We start from the raw sequence: 15,808 nt of genomic DNA, 5'->3' as shown, positions 1-15,808 counted from the left end.
GTGTTCGGGCCCTTCTATGTGGATGGCGCGCCGGAGTATGAACTGGGCGGCGATGTGGGCAACGGCATGACCGGCGAGCCGTGTTACGTCAGCGGCCAGGTCAGGAGCGTGACGGGCGAGGCGGTGCCCCATGCCAGGCTGGAAGTGTGGCAGGCGGATTCCGATGGCTTCTACGACGTGCAGCAGAGCGGGCGCGACGGCCATCAGGGGCGCGGCGCGCTGACCGCCGACGCCAACGGCGGCTTTCACTTCAAGTCGATCGTCGCGGAGTGCTATCCGATCCCGCACGACGGGCCGGTGGGGCGCATGCTCGACGCCATGGGCCGCCACCCGTGGCGCCCGGCCCACCTGCACTTCATGATCACCGCACCGGGGTACGAGACGCTCATCACCCATGTGTTCCGCGAGGGCGGCGAGTACCTGGATTCGGATGCGGTCTTCGGTGTGCGCAGTTCCCTGATCGGAGACTGGGTGCGGCATGAGCCCGGCATCGCGCCCGACGGTACGGCATCCGCCAGGCCGTTCTACACGCTGGACTTCGATTTCATCCTCAACCCGGCGCCGTCGGCGCCGGCTTCATCGTCAACGTCATCGTCAACACGGAGGTAAGCCCGCATGTTGTTTGTATTCCATCTTCTCGACAAGCCCGGCACCGGCGAACTGCGCGCCCGGGTGCGCCCGGAGCACAAGGCCTATCTGGGCGCCAGGGCGGGCAGCGTCGCCTTTGCGGGCCCGCTGCTGGGCGACGACGGCGCCACCATGGTCGGCAGCCTGCTGGTGATCGACTTTGCCTCGCGGGCGGAAGCGCAGGCGTGGCTGGAAGCCGAGCCCTTTACCAAGGCCGGTGTGTATGGGCAGTCGACCGTCCATGCCTTTGCCAACCTGTGGCCGCAGAAGGCCGGTTTTCCGCCGGCCTGAGATCCGGAAAGGAGGAGACGTGCCCATTGTCAAACACATCGTGATGTGGAACCTGCGCGGGGAAACCGAAGTGGACAAGCAGGACGGCGTGGCCCGGCTGAAGCTTGCCTTCGAAGGGCTGCGCGGCCGGATCCCGGGACTGCGCCACCTGGAGGTCGGCGTGGACGCCAGCAGGGTCAACTACGCCTGCGACGTGGTCCTGTACTCCGAGTTCGAGTCGCAATCGGCGCTGGAAGGCTACGCCAGCCATCCGGAGCACCTGCGCGTGAAGGCCGAGCTTGGCGACCTGCGCATCGCGCGGCACCAGGTGGACTACGAAGCGTCCGCATGATGGCGCCCGGCACGGGATGCCCGGCCGGGCGCAAGCGGGCGTGGTCCGGGTTTCAGCCTGTGGCGCGGCCGCTCCGGTTGGACATCCACAGGCCCAGGATGATGCCGGCCCCGACCGCTATGCCCATCGAGCGCAGGGGTTGCGCCTTGACGTAGGCGGCGGTGTCTTCGGCGCGCTGGGAGAGTTGCTGGCGCACGTTATCGGAAATGCCTTTCGCGGCGTCCCGGGTAGCGTTCATCTTGTTCAGGAACTCTTCCTTGGCCTGATCCAGCGCAGCCCCCGACAAGGTGGGGATACGGGCAATCAGGTCATCGAGCTCCCGCTTCAGGCCGTAGGCTTCGGTCCGTGCGACCGTGCCGACCTGTTTGCCGGCGTCTTTAGCCGCGTCCATGACGTTTGCGGTTGCCGCGCCTACCTTGCCGGCGAAACCCGGCGAATCGTTTTGGGCGGGGAATTGGGTATTGCCTTGGGTTTCCATTCGTGGTGCTCCTGAGAGGGGGGGCGTTCGGGCGAGGGTGCCGCGTGCGCTGCACGCAGCGTGGACCTGGCGGCTCATTCGCCTGCGCGTCCTGGGTCGGCGCAAGCGAGGTCATATGCTCGGCGCATGTTCCGTGCCATGCGCCAGCCTTGGTGACGCGGCGCGCGTGCCGCCGGCAAGGCCGGTGGGCAGCCATGCCGCCGGGCCGGCGCAAGGCATGGAAAATTACCGGCTTTGTAATTCTTCCCGTGACCCGGAGGCCGGAAAGGCGATGCCGCCGGCAACGCCGTCCTGGCATGTTCGTTGCGCGCACTTCGGCACGACCCTTATCAGGAGACGAACATGAATGAACTCGATCGCAATGCACTCAATCGTGGCGCGACCGCCGCCGGCCGTGGCGCGGCCATTGTCGGAGGCGGGATCGGCGACGGCCCCGGCCCGGACGTCATGGCGGCCTCGACGCTGGAAGGCGACAAAGTCTATTCCTCCGACGGCGAGCATGTCGGCAAGATTTCGGAGATCATGCTCGACGTACGTGGCGGCCGCATTGCCTACGCGGTGCTGACCAGCGGCGGGTTTCTCGGGATGGGCGACACCCTCCACGCCATTCCCTGGGGCGCGCTCACCCTGGACGCCGACGAGAAGTGCTTCCGCATCGGCGTGACCGCGCAACGGATCAAGGACGCGCCGGGCTTCGACAAGGACAACTGGCCGTCCATGGCCGACCCGCAGTGGGGCGCCACGCTGCACGAGTACTATGGGCGCGCGCCATACTGGATCGGGGATAGTGGCCCGCTCTAAACGCCGCGCATCAGGCGCCGCGACAGGTTCCTGTTTTCCTGCAAGCGTGCGGGGGATGCGCCCAGTCCCGCCGCGCGCCGGGCATCACCCGCGGCAGCCTTGCCGCGTCCATGCGAGAATTCTCCCCGGCCAGCCGTAAAACCGGCGGGYACATGGATGAACGCCGGGTGCCCGGCCGTTCAGGACAATAAATCTGCGCGCGACCGGCCGCTCTTCCAGAACGGCCGGTCGCGACGTCAAGTGGAGACAGGAAATTCCCATGGGCATCACAGAACTTCTGGCGCAGCCGATTGGCAACCTGGCCGGCTGCGTCCGGCTGCACGCGGCCGAGCAACCCGGGCATGTTGCGGTGGTCGACGACCGCCGTTCGCTCACCTATGCCGAATTCGACGAACTGGTTGACCGCGTTGCGGCCGCATTGCAGCGTGACGGCCTGGAGCCCGGCGCTGCGCTTGCCGTGTGCGCGGCAGCTTCCGTCGAGTACGCGGCGATCCTGATCGGCGGCCTGCGCGCCGGCGTCGCCCTGGTGCCGCTCGCGCCGTCCTCCACGCCGGCCAGCCTGGCGGGCATGGTGCAGGACTCCGATGCACGGCTGCTCTTCGCCGATGCGGATGTCCTGCGCGAGATCGCGCCGGTCAGGGACGACATCCAGGCCCGGCTCGTCGGCCTGGGCGGCGCGCCCGCCGGGCTGTCCTTCGAAGCCTGGCTGGCGCCGCAAGGCAGCCGCCCGCGGGAGCATCCCGTCAGGCCGGAGCAAGTGTTCAACATCATCTACTCGTCGGGCACGACGGGAACGCCAAAAGGCATCGTGCACGGCCACGCCCTGCGCTGGAACCAGATTCGCCGTGTCCAGGAAAGCGGCGGCTACGGGCGCGAGGCGGTCACGCTGATCTCCACGCCGCTTTACTCCAACACCACGCTGGTGAGTTTCATCCCCACGCTGGCGCTGGGCGGCACCGCGGTGCTGATGCCAAAGTTCGATGCGAAACGCTATCTCGAACTGGCGGCGCGGCATCGCGTCACGCACACCATGCTGGTGCCGGTGCAATACCAGCGCCTGATGGCCCGCGGCGATTTCGGCGAATACGACCTGTCGGCATTCAAGATGAAGTTCTCCACCAGCGCACCGCTCGCGGCCGCGCTGAAGGGCGAGATCCTCAAGCGCTGGCCGGGCGGCCTGGTGGAGTACTACGGCATGACCGAAGGCGGCGGCAGTTGCGTGCTGGCGGCGCACGAATTCCCGAACAAGCTCCATACCGTCGGCAAGCCGATGGAAGGGCACGACATCCGGCTGATCGACGACAACGGCGTCGAGGTTGCCGTGGGCGAGATCGGGGAGGTTGTCGGGCATTCCAACATCATCATGGCGGGCTATCACAAGCAGCCGGAAAAGACCACGGCCGCGGAATGGCGCGACGCCACCGGCAAGCTCTTTATCCGCACCGGCGATGTCGGCCGCTTTGACGAAGATGGCTTCCTCACGCTGATGGACCGCAAGAAGGACATGATCATCAGCGGCGGCTTCAATATCTACCCCAGCGATCTCGAAGGCATTCTGCTGCAGCATCCCGAAGTGGTGGACTGCGCCGTGGTAGGGGTGCCATCGCAGCGATGGGGGGAGACGCCGGTGGCGTTTGTGGTGCGTAGGGAAGGGGCCGGGGTGTCGGGGGAGGACTTGATGGCCTGGACTAATGGGCAGGTGGGGAAGACGCAGCGGCTTGCTGTGGTGGAGTTGGTTGAGGGGCTGCCGCGGAGTGCGATTGGGAAGGTGCTTAAGAGGGAGTTGAGGGATGGGTTTGGGGAGGGGCGGGGGGTGGAGTGAGTTTTTTTTGGGGGGCGGGGGCTGTTGTTAGGGGCTTTAACGTCAAAGGCTTAAAACCTTAAAGTCAAAGGCAGTTTCACCTCCCCTTCGGGGMGGCGACCTACTTTTTTCTCTTGCCAAAAAAGTAGGCAAAAAAGGCGCGCCGGATGGGGCGACMCCCTCCTCGTCGGCAGGCGAAAAGAGCGGCCGGGGGCCAAACTCACATCGCCTTAAGGCGATGCTCAAACATGGCCCCCTCTTTTCCGCTCTTTTCACCTGCCGACGAGGACGCCCCATACGGCCTGGTACACCTTGACGGCTCGCTTCGCATCGCGCTGGGGTGTGGACCGCCCTTGGGCGCGCTCCACACGGCTACACCGAATCGCTGGTCTGGCGATATCGCGCATCGCCAAAATCTCTCGGCTATTCGGACGCCAAACTTCCAGTCTCCAGTCTCCATGCGCCAGCTGCCACTTGCTATGCGTTGGGTTGCTCCCTCGCCTGCGGAGGAGGGCGGCCATTTGCAGGAGCGAGCCTGCCAAACCAACGATTGGTAGCCGGATCCCGAGGGGGTATCGCCCCATCCGGCGCGCCTTCTTTGCCTACTTTCTTGGCAAGACAAGAAAGTAGGTCGCCTCCCCGCAGGGGAGGTGAAACTGCCGTTGACTTTAGGGTTCTGACTTTGACGTTAAGCCGTAGCCCTCACGTGCCAGAGGTGCCGGAAGCAAGCCATTGCCGCCCTGCATGGCAACACTCCAGCCCACTCACTCCGCAATCAAATACTTGCCGAGCAAGTCAGTGATATCACAGTTGTGCCCCTCCCCACCACGATCCACCACCAGAAATCGCGCCGGTCCCCGCGTGACGATCAACGAGTGATGCCAGACGCCTCGCTTGTAGTTCACGCCTTGCCGGCCATTGGTGACAAAGGCGCGGATGGCTGACTCGTCGAGCTGGCCGCCGCCCGGCGCCACGACGACGAGGAAGGCGGTTTCGTCCAATGGCACGAAGGCCTGGCTGCCCAGCGGATGCCGTTCCATCGATGCGATGGCGAGGGGCAGGGCATAGGGCTGCGCGTCGAAGAAGTTGATCAGCGCACGGCCGTCCAGCGCGCCGACGTCGATCCCGGCGAGGTCGTGATAGCGCAGCGTCATGCCGCCATTGATGACCATCGGCACGTGCCCTTCGCTTTCGATGACGTCGCCAAAGGGGGCGAAGGCAGCCGCGGTCAGCGGCTCGACTCGCAAGGGCACCGGCGCGTGGGCGGGTGTTGGGCGCACGATCGCCGTCTCGTCGGGAGCAGACACGTTTTTCCTCTTGGTCAGGGTGATGGGGAAGCCGTGAAAGGCGGCTTTCCGAATGGGCTTATCCGACTGGTAATACCAGTAGGGCTAGTATCGCGTTAGCCAGACCCCGCGTCAAGGCACTTAAATTCCGGGTTTACGCTGCTTTTCCATAGCGCGATGCGGACGTATTCTTCGCCATCCATTAGAAATCATACTGGTAATACCAGTTGAACGAAGTGCCACGCCACCCGAGGAGGAAACTGCTGTGTCCCTGACCACTGCCCCATCGCTAGCCCCCGAGCCGGCCGCCGCCAAWGCGGCGGCGGCGCGGGAAAACGCCGTCTACCGCAAGGTTGCATGGCGCCTGTTGCCTTTCCTGATGCTTTGCTATGTCGTGGCCTACCTGGACCGCGTCAATGTGGGGTTTGCCAAGCTGCACATGCTGGGCGACCTGCGGTTCAGCGAGTCCGCCTACGGGCTGGGCGCCGGGCTGTTCTTCATCGGGTACTTCTTCTTCGAAGTGCCGAGCAATATCCTGATGCACCGGATCGGCGCCAAGGCCACCATCTCGCGCATCATGATCATGTGGAGCCTGATTTCGGCGGCGATGGTGTTCGTGCAGACCACCACGCAGTTCTATGTGCTGCGTTTCCTGCTTGGCGCGGCCGAGGCCGGCTTCTATCCCGGCATGATCCTGTACCTGACCTACTGGTTCCCGTCGCACCGCCGCGCTCGCATGGTGGCGTTGTTCATGTGCGCCATCCCGGTGTCGGGCATTTTCGGCGGCCCGCTCTCGGGGTTCATCATGGAGTCGATGCAGGGCGTCGCGGGGCTGCGCGGCTGGCAGTGGATGTTCCTGATCGAAGCGCTGCCTTCCTTGCTGGTCGGCTTCGCGGTGCTGGCCTATCTCGATAACAATATTCGTTCGGCACGCTGGCTGACGCAATCCGAGAAGGAACTGCTGGAGCGCAATATCGCCAGCGAGAACGCGGCGAAGGGTGGCCATATGACCATGCGGCAGCTTTTTTCGGACAGCCGCATCATCAAGATGGCCTGCATCTGCTTCTGCACGGTGATGGGGCAGTACGGGCTGACCTTCTGGCTGCCGTCGCTGATCCGGCAGTCCGGCGTGACCGGCGCGCTGAATATCGGCTTGCTGACCGCCATCCCGTTTTCCGTCGCGGTGTGTTCGATGATCCTGGTCAGCCGCAGCTCCGACCGCATGCGCGAACGCCGCTGGCACCTGATCGTGCCATTCTGCTGCGGCGCCGCCGGGCTGGCGCTGAGTGCGGTCTTCAGCGACAACGTGGCGCTGTCRCTCGCGGCCCTGGCGCTGGCGGCCGGCGGCAGCCTGGCCACCTCGCCGCTGTTCTGGAGCCTGCCCACCGCGCTGTTGTCCGGCGCGGGGGCCGCTGCCGGTATCGCCATGATCAACTCGTTCGCCAACCTGGCCGGCTTTGTCAGCCCTTACATGATCGGCCTGATCAAGGATGCGACGCAGAGCACCAACCTGGCGATGTTCGTGCTGGCCGGCGTGCTGCTCTGTGGCGCGGCGCTCACCTATACCGTCCCTGCGCGGCTGGTTAACAAGTAAGGTACGGCATGGCCCGGTCCATGCCGCTGGCCACAGCGCTTTGCACAGGCATCGGCGAGCTGGCAGATCGAGCATTTGCGCGACGCAATGGCTCCGCTCTGCATGGCGCAGGCGGCGCTCCGGGCAAGGCGCGGCGGCGCCGCGCCATCACAAGGTGGACCGGCAGCGCGATCAGAAGCCCGGAGCCGGATTTTCCGGAATCTGGTTGCGCAGGCTCAGGTTCATCACATTCCAGCCGCGAATCGCTGCAATGGCGTAGGACAGCTCGGCGATTTCGTTCTCGCTGAAATGCTCGCGCAATTCGGGATAGACGGCATCCGTGTCGTCGCGGTGCGGCAGCGCGTTGACGGCTTCCGCCCAGGCCAGCGCGGCGCGCTCGCGAGTGCTGAAGAACGGTGCCTCGCGCCAGCCGGCGATGGCATTCAGGTGGCGCGGTTCCGCGCCCTGCTTGATCAGGTCGCGCCAATGCATGTCGATGCAGACGCCGCAGCCATTGATCTGCGAGACGCGCAGGTTCACCATCTCCACCAGCCGGGTCCCTAGCGAGCTTTGCTTGACGGAGGCGGAGAAATTGATCATCGCCTTCAGGTTGGCCGGGGCGAGTTGGAAAAAGTTGATACGTGCAGCAGTCATGATTTTTGCCTTTCAATCCGTTTCGACGGGTCCGGCAGGCGCCCTGCGCGCCTGCCATGACCGTAAGACGGCGGCGGCAACCGGCTTGTGACAGCGGCTGCAATTTTTTTGCTATATATCTTCTCCGGTTCTCTTCACGCCCGGTGTTACCCCTGCGCCGTACCAGTCATTCGCCTGGATGTCACAAAACGCGTTGCCGGAACGTCTGGGGGTGATCTTCTCGCATATGACTTATGGATTCCGCCGAACCTTTCACCGCACTGAAGCCCCGTCTTTTCGGGATAGCCTATCGCATGCTGGGTACCCGTTCCGACGCGGAGGACGTGGTCCAGGACGCCTGGCTGCGCTGGCACGAGGCAGACCAGGCCGAGCTGCGCTCGGCGGAAGCGTGGCTGGTCACGGTCACGACGCGGCTCGCGATCGACCGCCTGCGCGCGCGCAAGAGCGAGCAGGAGAAATACATCGGCTGGTGGCTCCCCGAGCCGCTGGTCGAGTCGCATGAGGACACGCCGGAGGCGGCGGCGGAGTTGGCAAGCGAAGTGTCGGTGGCGTTCCTTTGGGTGCTGGAACGCCYCTCGCCCGACGAGCGGGCGGCGTTCCTGCTACGGCAGGCATTCGATCTGGAGTATGCGGAAATCGCTTCGATCCTCGGCAAGACCGAAGCGGCCTGCCGCCAGATCGTGCACCGCGCCGGTGAGCGCGTGCGGGAAGGCCGCCCGCGCTACGACGTATCGCCACAGGAGCATCGCGAACTGCTGACCCGCTTCATGCAGGCCGCAAGCACCGGCGACCGGACCGCCATGAAGACGATGCTCAGCCCGGATGCCGAGCTGATCAGCGACGGTGGCGGCAAGGTGCCGTCGTTCGGGCGCATCCTGCGCGGCGCCGCGCGTATCGCCGGCGTCTTCTGGTCGCTCGGGCACGCAGAGCCAGGCAAGGTACGCTACCGGCTGGCCCGGATCAATGGCATGCCTGGGCTCCTTCGCTATGTGGATGGCAAGATCGAGTCGGCGCAGTCCTTCACCATCGAGGCGGGCCGCATCACCGCAGTCTATGTCGTGCGCAATCCCGACAAGCTTTCCGCGGTGCCGCCGCTGTAGGCTGTCACGGACCAGGGGGAGGCGATGCGCAATCCTGCGAAAACAGGGTAGTCACTGCCTTTGGCTATCAGCCTTCGGGTCTTTGATCCTGACGTCAGGCGGTTGTGGTTGCCGTTAGATCTCCAGGTAGCGGTCGAGTACAATTTGCCGTCGATCCGGCGCCAGCGCTGGCGCCCGCGGCAATTTCCCTTGCCCTTTGCCATCAACACCATCCAGCGCAGGAGTTTCCATCACCGCCATGGTCACAGCCACCGCCATCTCCGCCAACGCCGCGACCCTCATCCGCGAGTGGATCGAAGGCGGCAAGTATCCGGCCGGCTCGCTGTTGCCCTCACAACGCGACCTGGCCGAGCAACTCGGTATCAGCCGCACCTCGCTGCGGGAGGCGCTGTCCACCCTGCAGGGCCTGGGGCTGGTGGTCTCGCGACCCGGTAAAGGCGTGTATGTGGCCGCCGATGCCACCGACGGCGCGCCGCCGCAGTGGCGTTTCTCGAAATCGCATTCGCTGACCGATATCTACCAGCTGCGCTTCGCGCTGGAAAGCTTCACCGTGGGGCTGGCCGCGGCGGCGCTGTTGCCGGAAGATGTCGGCGCCCTGCGCGAGAACGCCGAAGCCATGCGGGCGTGCATCGATGCGTCCGACTTTACCCAGGCCGCCCGGCTGGATTTCGAATTCCATATGCGCATCATTGCCATCGCCGGCAACCGCGCGATTGCCGATATCCTGCGCAACAGCACCGACGTCATGCAGGAAAGCCAGCGCCTGCCGTTCTACCAGCGCGGCAGCCGCCACGCCACCTACACCGAGCATTGCGCCATCATCGACGCCCTGGCGGCGGGCGACGCCAGCCTCGCGCAGCGCGCCATGTCCGATCACATCGTGCGGGCCGCCCAGCGCGCCGGCGTGCATTTCCCCGCCGGTAGCCGGGCGGATGGCGGGATGGCGCCGGAGCGGCGTCCCGCCTGAATGCCACTGGAAGGCGGCATCTGGGAATTCCCCTAAAGTTTCTCCGCGCGTCGCCGTTACCCAGACGACGAGGCAGGCGAAGTCTACTAAAAAGGGGAGATGCAGCAATGATGGCACTGGCCAACCTGAGCACCCGTATGCGCCTTGGCGCTGGTTTCGCGGTGGTGTTGATATTGATGGCGGCGGCGATCGCGATGGGGCTCAATGCCCCGCCGGACGCGGCGGCCGGGAATGTCGGGCAGGGCGCCGACTCCGCCCGCGCCTGGATGTTCGGGCTCTGGCTGGCCGCGCTGCTGGTCGGCGCCGCCTGTACCCACGGCATTGCGCGCAGCATCGAGCAACCGCTGGGCGAGGCCGTCTATATCGCCGAAACCGTGGCCTCCGGCGACCTCAGCAAGGAATTCGAAACCGAGCGCCAGGGCGAGTTCGGCCGTCTGCTGCGCGGCATGGGCGAGATGGAAGACATGCTCACCGACCTGGTGAGCCGGATCAAGGACTCGACGGATTCGATCACGGATGCCTCGAAGCAGATCGCGGCCGGCAACACCGACCTGTCCCAGCGCACCGAGGAACAGGCCGCGGCGCTGCAGGAAACCGCGTCGAGCATGGGCGAACTGACGGCCATGGTCAAACAGAATACCGAGCGCGCGCACGCGGCCAACGAACTGGCGGCCAATGCCTCGGATATCGCGCAACGAGGCGGCACCGTGGTCGGGGAGGTGGTGGACACCATGCAGGCGATCAGCGCCAGCTCCAATAAGGTGGTCGACATCATCGATGTGATCGAAGGCATCGCGTTCCAGACCAACATCCTGGCGCTCAACGCCGCCGTGGAAGCGGCGCGCGCGGGCGAGCAGGGGCGGGGCTTTGCGGTGGTGGCGGGCGAGGTACGTACCCTGGCGCAGCGCAGCGCCGCGGCGGCCAAGGAAATCCGCGGGCTGATCGGCGACTCCGCGGAGCAAGTGCGCAACGGCGCGGCGCGGGTGGAGCACGCTGGCCAGACGATGCGCGAGATCGTGACCGCCTCCCGGCAGGTCACCACCATCCTCGGCGAGATCGCGGTGGCGTCGGGGCAGCAGAGCGATGGCATCGAACAGGTCAATCAAGCCGTGATGCAAATGGACGCGGTGACGCAGCAGAACGCCGCGCTGGTGGAGCAGGCCGCTGCTGCCTCGTCGGCCCTGGCGGACCAGGCCCACCAGTTGCAGGCCGCGGTGGACGAGTTCAAGCTGGACGCCACGCCAGACGACATGGCATCCGCGCAAGCCCGTTTTGCCGGCGTGCCACGGGGCGCACACGCGTAGGCAAGGCCGTTGTAGTATTTGCTGCGCGTGGAGCGGGGGTGCAGGGCATGTTCGTGTCTTCCCGCCGCTTCCCGCAGCCTTCCGCCACGCGCCGATGATGACGCCTCAGGCGTCATTTTTTTTGTGATGCCGGCGCTCCTTTGCATTTCCATCCTGGCAGAAATCTTTACATTCCCGGCAGGTATTTCCCCGTTTCGCTTTCCCGCAGCCCTTCTCCAGCCTGTCCCTGCAAGCCTGCGCACGGCTGGCGGGCGTCTGTTCCGGCGCTTGCCGTCCCCATCCGCCCCCATAGCCACTATCCTTAATCCGGGCATTGAAGTTGCGGGCCCCTGTTTCGCGACACACCGATCGCGTGGGCTGCCTGTGGCATCGCCCGGTAGGAGATGACCTGTCAGGGCCATTGCGGCCAATAAAAAGGAGTGCTCAATGAAGAAAACCATGAGAAGCAGACTGCTGCCGGGCGTATTGCTTGCCGGCGGGTTCCTGGTCTCGGCCTCTTGTTTTGCGCAGCCGGCCTCCGGCGCCGGCGGTGGGTATCAATACCAGTCGCCGTCATCCAAGGATGCGGGCATGGCTCCGGCCGGCAACAACACGCGCAGCGTGCCGAGCCAATGGAAAAAGGGCGACAAGCTTCCCGCCGAGTACCGCGATCGCCAATATGTGGTGGATGACTGGCGTCAGTACGACTTGCCGCAGCCAACCAAAGGCCGTCACTGGGTCGGGGTGGGCGCGAACTTCTACCTCGTTGCGCCCAATGGCTCGATCGTCGAGGTAGGCGGCGGCAGCTAGGGTGTTTCTGCCGGCGTTTTTGCCCGCTTGACCCAGGGCATCCGCGCAGGGCGCATGCGCCACCGATCCTCAGCGTTCATGACTACGCGCAATGTCCATGTAATCGCCGTCGTCTAAACTCAATCGGGATACAGGCCAGGAGCCGGCCAGGACGGCGGCTGCTGGTGCGAGCCATGCGAGCCTCGAGCCAACGTGTCCGACACCTTGTTTCCTTGCTGTGATGTGGCTGCGTCCGGGCCGGTATCCGGCGCGCGCCTTCATGGGTGCGCCGATGGCTGGGGCCGATGCCTTGCGTTGTTGCGCGCGGCGCGTGCCCCCGCCCAGTTTGTCCCCCACAAAAAGGATAGAAAGATGTCAACTCGTCGTCATTTCCTGAAAGGCATTCCCATTATTGCGGCCGCAGGCGCCCTGGGTGTTTCCCTGGCGTCCCGGGCCCAGGGCGGCGGCCCGATGGTCGATGAAAAAGACCCGCAGGCGGTCGGCCTTGGCTACAAGGCGGATACCACCAAAGTCGATAAAGCCAAATATCCCAAGCATGACGCCACCCAGCACTGCGGCAACTGCCAGCTCTTCCAGGGCAAGGCGACCGATGCCAGCGGCGGCTGCCCGCTCTTCGCGGGCAAGCAGGTTGCCACCAAAGGCTGGTGCAGCGCTTGGGTAAAGAAGGCTTGATAGCGGCCTGATACGGTGAAAGCGGCGGGCGCGCGGTCTGGGTGCGTCCGCCGTTTTCTTTTATCCAGGCGTGCGTCTGCGTGTCCGGTCAAGCGTACATCCAAGCGGCCATTCGCGCGGCTGTTCGAGCGCTCATTTATCCGTCGATTGGCCACTTGGGACGGCGCGCGCGGCGATAGGGCAGTGCGCTCAGGTTGAGCGATACCGAGCCCGGCGCGTCCGCATAGATGACATGGCGGGCGATCCGCGAGAACGCGGTGTGGAAGTGCTGCGCGGACTTGACCACGATCAGCGTCTTGTCCTCCAGCCGGCAGCCAAGCTGCGTGAACACATCGGTATCCAGCGCCTGGGCGCGCAGCGTGATCAGCACGATCTCGATGCCCTCCGCTTCCACCAGCGCCGCGTTTCCCACCGCGGCCGGCGCCCCTGACAGCCCTGTCATGACCATGTCCGGGACCAGCGCCTTTACAGTGCACACCAGGTCGATGGGCTCGCCCGACATCGGGCTGACCTTGCCGCCGATGCGCAGCGGCAGGCGCGCGCCCACGCCGGCGCTAAAGGCAATGCGCACGGCGACGGGATCCCACAGGGGGCCCACCGCCACGTTGCGGACTCCGCGCTGGCGCAGGCGATGCAGCATGAATGTGGCATCTCCCGCGGCACCGCCGCCGGGGTTGTCGGCCGCGTCCGCGATGACCACGGGCGCGTCGCCGTAAGCCAGCGCCTGGTCGATGGCCTCGTCCGGTCCGGGGCAGGCTGGCGTCAGCTGCGCTCGCATGCCAATCAGCTCGTCGGCAAGGCGCCGCGCCAGCCGTTGTGCGGCACCCGCGTCGCCGTCCGCGTACACGAGCAGCCTGGTGCCCATGTCGGGCACATCGCCCCACGGGAAACCATGCGCCACGGAGATGGACAGGATGCCGTCGCGGCCCTCCAGCGCCATCAACCGGTCGACATAGCTCCTGGCCGGCTCCTGGTTGGTCCGGATGGTGACGACCATCTCGCAGTCCACCACCGCCGCCACGGGGGCGATGCGTCCCTCGGCCTGCGCCGCGCAAAAATCCACCAGCTCCAGCGCGCGCTCGCGGATATCGGTGTGCGGATATTCCTTGTAGGCCACCAGCATGTCGGCGTTCGCCACCATGGCATCAGACAGATGGCAATGCGGATCCAGTTCGGCGCCGACCACCACGCCGGGGCCAACCAGCGCGCGCACGCGGGCCAGCAGGTCGCCCTCGCAATCCTCATAGTCATCGGCCACCATGGCGCCATGCAGCCCCAGCACCACCATATCGACGGGGAGCGCCCGGCGCAGGTCGCCAAGCAGTTCGTCGCGCAGCGTTTCATAGGCATGGCGCGTGGTGATGCCGCCCGGCTGCGCGCCGGCGGCCATGCCCTCGATCACTGCCCAGCCGCGCTCGCGGCCACGCTGGCGGGCGGCCCACAGTGGCCCGCTGAATACGGTCATCTCCGGCGGATGCGTGCCGGCGGGATAGTAACCCCGGTCGACGAAAGCATCCAGCGAGGTGGGCAGGGGGGCGAAAGTATTGGTCTCGGTAGCCAGCGAGCCGGTAAAAACACGCATGATCCGCCGGCCTAGTCCGCGGTGGCGCCGGAGGCTTTGACCACCGCGCCCCACTTGGTGATTTCCGCCGCGACGTGCTGGCGCAGCGCTTCCGGCGTACCGCCGCCCGGCGTGGCCACCATGGCAGCGAGCTTATCCCGCGTGTCCTTCTCGCCCATGATCGCGTTGACCTCCTTGTTCAGCGTATCGACGATGCCCGCCGGCGTGCCGGTGGGCACGAACAAGGCGTACCACGAAGTGACCTCATACCCCTTGAGCCCGCTCGCATCGACGGTAGGGATCTCCGGCGCGAACGGTTGCGGGCTCGCGCTGGTGACGGCCAGCGCGCGCAGCTTTCCGCTCTTGATCAGCGGGATGACGGATGGCGCCGTATCGAACATCACCTGCACCTGGCCCGCCATCAGGTCCGTCAGCGCCGGTGCGCTGCCCTTGTACTGCACGTGCTCCATCTGGATGCCCGCCATGGTCTTGAACAACTCAGCCGACAAGCGCGTCGAAGATCCCGCGCCGGACGAAGCGAAGAACACCCCCTTCGGGTGCGCCTTGGCATAGCTGATGAACTCCGCCACCGTGGTCGCCGGCACCGAGGGGTTCACCGCCATGATATTGGGGAAGCGCGTGAGCAGCACCACCGGCGCGAAATCCTTCTGGAAGTCGAAAGGCAGCTTCTTGTACAGCGAGACATTGATGGTGCTGGCGTTGGAACCCAGCAGGATCGTGTAGCCATCGTTGGGCGCGCGCGCCACGCCGGCCGCCGCGATATTGCTGGCAGCGCCGGGCCGGTTCTCCACGACAAAGCTCTGTCCCAGCCTCTCCGACAGCCGGTTAGCCACCAGCCTGGCCACGGCATCGGACGAACCGCCGGGCGCATAGCCGACCACGATCTTGACGGGTTTGGCCGGATACGAAGGATCCTGTGGCGCGGCGGCTGCGTGGTGGCAGATCACGCCCAGGGTCGCGGCTGCCAGGATTGAAGCGAAGGGTTTCATGCTTGTTTGCTCGAAAGGGGAACGTGGTCTGCCGTGGCAATCGAAATCAGCGCGCTGTATCGACTGGCAACCGGGCGAATTTGCCGCAGGCACATTATTCGCAATTCCAGCCCCCCGAATCAATGTAAGCTTGTCGGAATTTTGTTGCCTATTTGGCAACGGTTTTTTCCCCTTCACCCAAAAATTGGGGAAGGGAAAAGCCATGCATCACCAGCCGCGGCTAGCGAGCGGAGATAGGAGATAGGAGACAGGAGACAGGAGACAGGAGACAGGAGACAGGAGACAGGGTTTGAGACCCCGAAGAGCCGAGAAATTTCAAGGACACGCGCTGTCGTCAGATCACCGATTCGGTGTAGCCGTGTGGAGCGCCCGCAAGGGCGGGCCACACCAACCCGCGATGCGAAGCGAGCCGTGAAGGTGTACCAGGCCGTATGGGGCGCCTCGGGATCCGGCGAAAAGAGCGGAAAAGAGGGACCCATGTTTGAGTATCGCCTTAAGGCGATGCGAGTTTGGGTCCCGGCCGCTCTTTTCGCCGGATCCCGAGGGGGTGTCGCCCCATCCGG

Annotated in this window: 17 protein-coding genes; 11 read left to right on the top strand and 6 right to left on the bottom strand. The window is 65.3% G+C overall.

Features of this window, described 5'->3' with window-relative positions:
* The 3 genes from AC1DN0_RS37060 to AC1DN0_RS37050 all read left to right on the top strand — a co-directional run.
* On the top strand, positions 1-609 hold a 609-nt coding region (locus tag AC1DN0_RS37060), incomplete at its 5' end, for a dioxygenase family protein (protein WP_477146437.1).
* Between the two features lie 6 nt (positions 610-615).
* Complete coding sequence (locus AC1DN0_RS37055) at positions 616-918, top strand: YciI family protein (RefSeq protein ID WP_441633128.1); 303 nt, start codon at positions 616-618, stop codon at positions 916-918.
* Positions 919-937: 19 nt separating this feature from the next.
* Entirely contained in the window at positions 938-1,249 is a 312-nt protein-coding gene (locus AC1DN0_RS37050; protein ID WP_045236571.1) for a Dabb family protein, read from the top strand.
* Between the two features lie 52 nt (positions 1,250-1,301).
* Here AC1DN0_RS37050 and AC1DN0_RS37045 read toward each other — a convergent pair whose 3' ends face one another.
* A complete protein-coding gene (locus AC1DN0_RS37045) occupies positions 1,302-1,727 on the bottom strand; it encodes an ElaB/YgaM/YqjD family protein (RefSeq protein ID WP_441633126.1) in 426 nt (141 codons plus the stop codon).
* Positions 1,728-2,069: 342 nt separating this feature from the next.
* Between AC1DN0_RS37045 and AC1DN0_RS37040 the strand changes: the two genes are divergently transcribed.
* Positions 2,070-2,528, top strand: coding sequence for a PRC-barrel domain-containing protein (locus tag AC1DN0_RS37040; protein WP_428179531.1), 459 nt, complete (start codon positions 2,070-2,072; stop codon positions 2,526-2,528).
* A 259-nt stretch (positions 2,529-2,787) separates the two neighbouring features.
* Positions 2,788-4,350, top strand: coding sequence for a class I adenylate-forming enzyme family protein (locus AC1DN0_RS37035; RefSeq protein WP_441633124.1), 1,563 nt, complete (start codon positions 2,788-2,790; stop codon positions 4,348-4,350).
* A 743-nt stretch (positions 4,351-5,093) separates the two neighbouring features.
* On the opposite strand, the gene AC1DN0_RS37030 is transcribed toward AC1DN0_RS37035, so the two are convergent.
* The gene (locus tag AC1DN0_RS37030; protein ID WP_441636989.1) at positions 5,094-5,636 is read right to left on the bottom strand and encodes an ureidoglycolate lyase; all 543 of its coding nucleotides are present in this window, start codon (positions 5,634-5,636) and stop codon (positions 5,094-5,096) included.
* Positions 5,637-5,886: 250 nt separating this feature from the next.
* Here AC1DN0_RS37030 and AC1DN0_RS37025 point away from each other — a divergent pair, with 250 nt between their 5' ends.
* Positions 5,887-7,209, top strand: a complete 1,323-nt coding sequence (locus AC1DN0_RS37025) for an MFS transporter (protein ID WP_477104309.1) — start codon at positions 5,887-5,889, stop codon at positions 7,207-7,209.
* Between the two features lie 171 nt (positions 7,210-7,380).
* Here the strand turns inward: AC1DN0_RS37025 and AC1DN0_RS37020 are convergent, their stop codons facing one another.
* Positions 7,381-7,845, bottom strand: a complete 465-nt coding sequence (locus AC1DN0_RS37020) for a carboxymuconolactone decarboxylase family protein (RefSeq protein ID WP_441636991.1) — start codon at positions 7,843-7,845, stop codon at positions 7,381-7,383.
* Between the two features lie 230 nt (positions 7,846-8,075).
* Here AC1DN0_RS37020 and AC1DN0_RS37015 point away from each other — a divergent pair, with 230 nt between their 5' ends.
* Positions 8,076-8,942 carry an RNA polymerase sigma-70 factor gene (locus AC1DN0_RS37015; RefSeq protein ID WP_477146436.1) on the top strand — a complete coding sequence of 289 codons (867 nt, stop codon included), beginning with the start codon at positions 8,076-8,078 and terminating at the stop codon, positions 8,940-8,942.
* Between the two features lie 114 nt (positions 8,943-9,056).
* Here the strand turns inward: AC1DN0_RS37015 and AC1DN0_RS37010 are convergent, their stop codons facing one another.
* A complete protein-coding gene (locus AC1DN0_RS37010; protein ID WP_441636985.1) occupies positions 9,057-9,194 on the bottom strand; it encodes a hypothetical protein in 138 nt (45 codons plus the stop codon).
* Between AC1DN0_RS37010 and AC1DN0_RS37005 the strand changes: the two genes are divergently transcribed.
* From AC1DN0_RS37005 to AC1DN0_RS36990, 4 genes are all read left to right on the top strand, one after another.
* Complete coding sequence (locus AC1DN0_RS37005) at positions 9,181-9,909, top strand: FadR/GntR family transcriptional regulator (protein WP_441636983.1); 729 nt, start codon at positions 9,181-9,183, stop codon at positions 9,907-9,909. The genes AC1DN0_RS37010 and AC1DN0_RS37005 overlap by 14 nt on opposite strands.
* A gap of 107 nt (positions 9,910-10,016) precedes the next feature.
* A complete protein-coding gene (locus tag AC1DN0_RS37000) occupies positions 10,017-11,213 on the top strand; it encodes a methyl-accepting chemotaxis protein (RefSeq protein ID WP_441636981.1) in 1,197 nt (398 codons plus the stop codon).
* Positions 11,214-11,639: 426 nt separating this feature from the next.
* Positions 11,640-12,002: an RcnB family protein gene (locus AC1DN0_RS36995; RefSeq protein ID WP_441636979.1), complete on the top strand. Its 363-nt coding sequence runs from the start codon at positions 11,640-11,642 to the stop codon at positions 12,000-12,002.
* A 351-nt stretch (positions 12,003-12,353) separates the two neighbouring features.
* Positions 12,354-12,674 carry a high-potential iron-sulfur protein gene (locus AC1DN0_RS36990; protein ID WP_035860975.1) on the top strand — a complete coding sequence of 107 codons (321 nt, stop codon included), beginning with the start codon at positions 12,354-12,356 and terminating at the stop codon, positions 12,672-12,674.
* Positions 12,675-12,810: 136 nt separating this feature from the next.
* Here the strand turns inward: AC1DN0_RS36990 and AC1DN0_RS36985 are convergent, their stop codons facing one another.
* Positions 12,811-14,256, bottom strand: coding sequence for a M81 family metallopeptidase (locus tag AC1DN0_RS36985; protein WP_441636976.1), 1,446 nt, complete (start codon positions 14,254-14,256; stop codon positions 12,811-12,813).
* An 11-nt stretch (positions 14,257-14,267) separates the two neighbouring features.
* Positions 14,268-15,245 (bottom strand): tripartite tricarboxylate transporter substrate binding protein, encoded by a 978-nt coding sequence (locus AC1DN0_RS36980; RefSeq protein ID WP_276291153.1) that lies wholly within the window; start codon positions 15,243-15,245, stop codon positions 14,268-14,270.
* Positions 15,246-15,808: the final 563 nt, after the last annotated feature.

Source organism: Cupriavidus sp. 05N39 (assembly GCF_056397325.1).
Note: the sequence above shows the minus strand (reverse complement) of the source record. Positions and strands in the feature narration are given on the sequence as shown.

Excerpts from the sequence above, each read along its gene's own strand:
- AC1DN0_RS37040 (WP_428179531.1), top strand. The coding sequence starts at position 2,070 with ATGAATGAACTCGATCGCAATGCACTCAATCGTGGCGCGACCGCCGCC.
- AC1DN0_RS36995 (WP_441636979.1), top strand. The coding sequence starts at position 11,640 with ATGAAGAAAACCATGAGAAGCAGACTGCTGCCGGGCGTATTGCTTGCC.
- AC1DN0_RS37045 (WP_441633126.1), bottom strand. The coding sequence starts at position 1,727 with ATGGAAACCCAAGGCAATACCCAATTCCCCGCCCAAAACGATTCGCCG.
- AC1DN0_RS36990 (WP_035860975.1), top strand. The coding sequence starts at position 12,354 with ATGTCAACTCGTCGTCATTTCCTGAAAGGCATTCCCATTATTGCGGCC.
- AC1DN0_RS37035 (WP_441633124.1), top strand. The coding sequence starts at position 2,788 with ATGGGCATCACAGAACTTCTGGCGCAGCCGATTGGCAACCTGGCCGGC.
- AC1DN0_RS36980 (WP_276291153.1), bottom strand. The coding sequence starts at position 15,245 with ATGAAACCCTTCGCTTCAATCCTGGCAGCCGCGACCCTGGGCGTGATC.
- AC1DN0_RS37000 (WP_441636981.1), top strand. The coding sequence starts at position 10,017 with ATGATGGCACTGGCCAACCTGAGCACCCGTATGCGCCTTGGCGCTGGT.
- AC1DN0_RS36985 (WP_441636976.1), bottom strand. The coding sequence starts at position 14,256 with ATGCGTGTTTTTACCGGCTCGCTGGCTACCGAGACCAATACTTTCGCC.
- AC1DN0_RS37055 (WP_441633128.1), top strand. The coding sequence starts at position 616 with ATGTTGTTTGTATTCCATCTTCTCGACAAGCCCGGCACCGGCGAACTG.
- AC1DN0_RS37005 (WP_441636983.1), top strand. The coding sequence starts at position 9,181 with ATGGTCACAGCCACCGCCATCTCCGCCAACGCCGCGACCCTCATCCGC.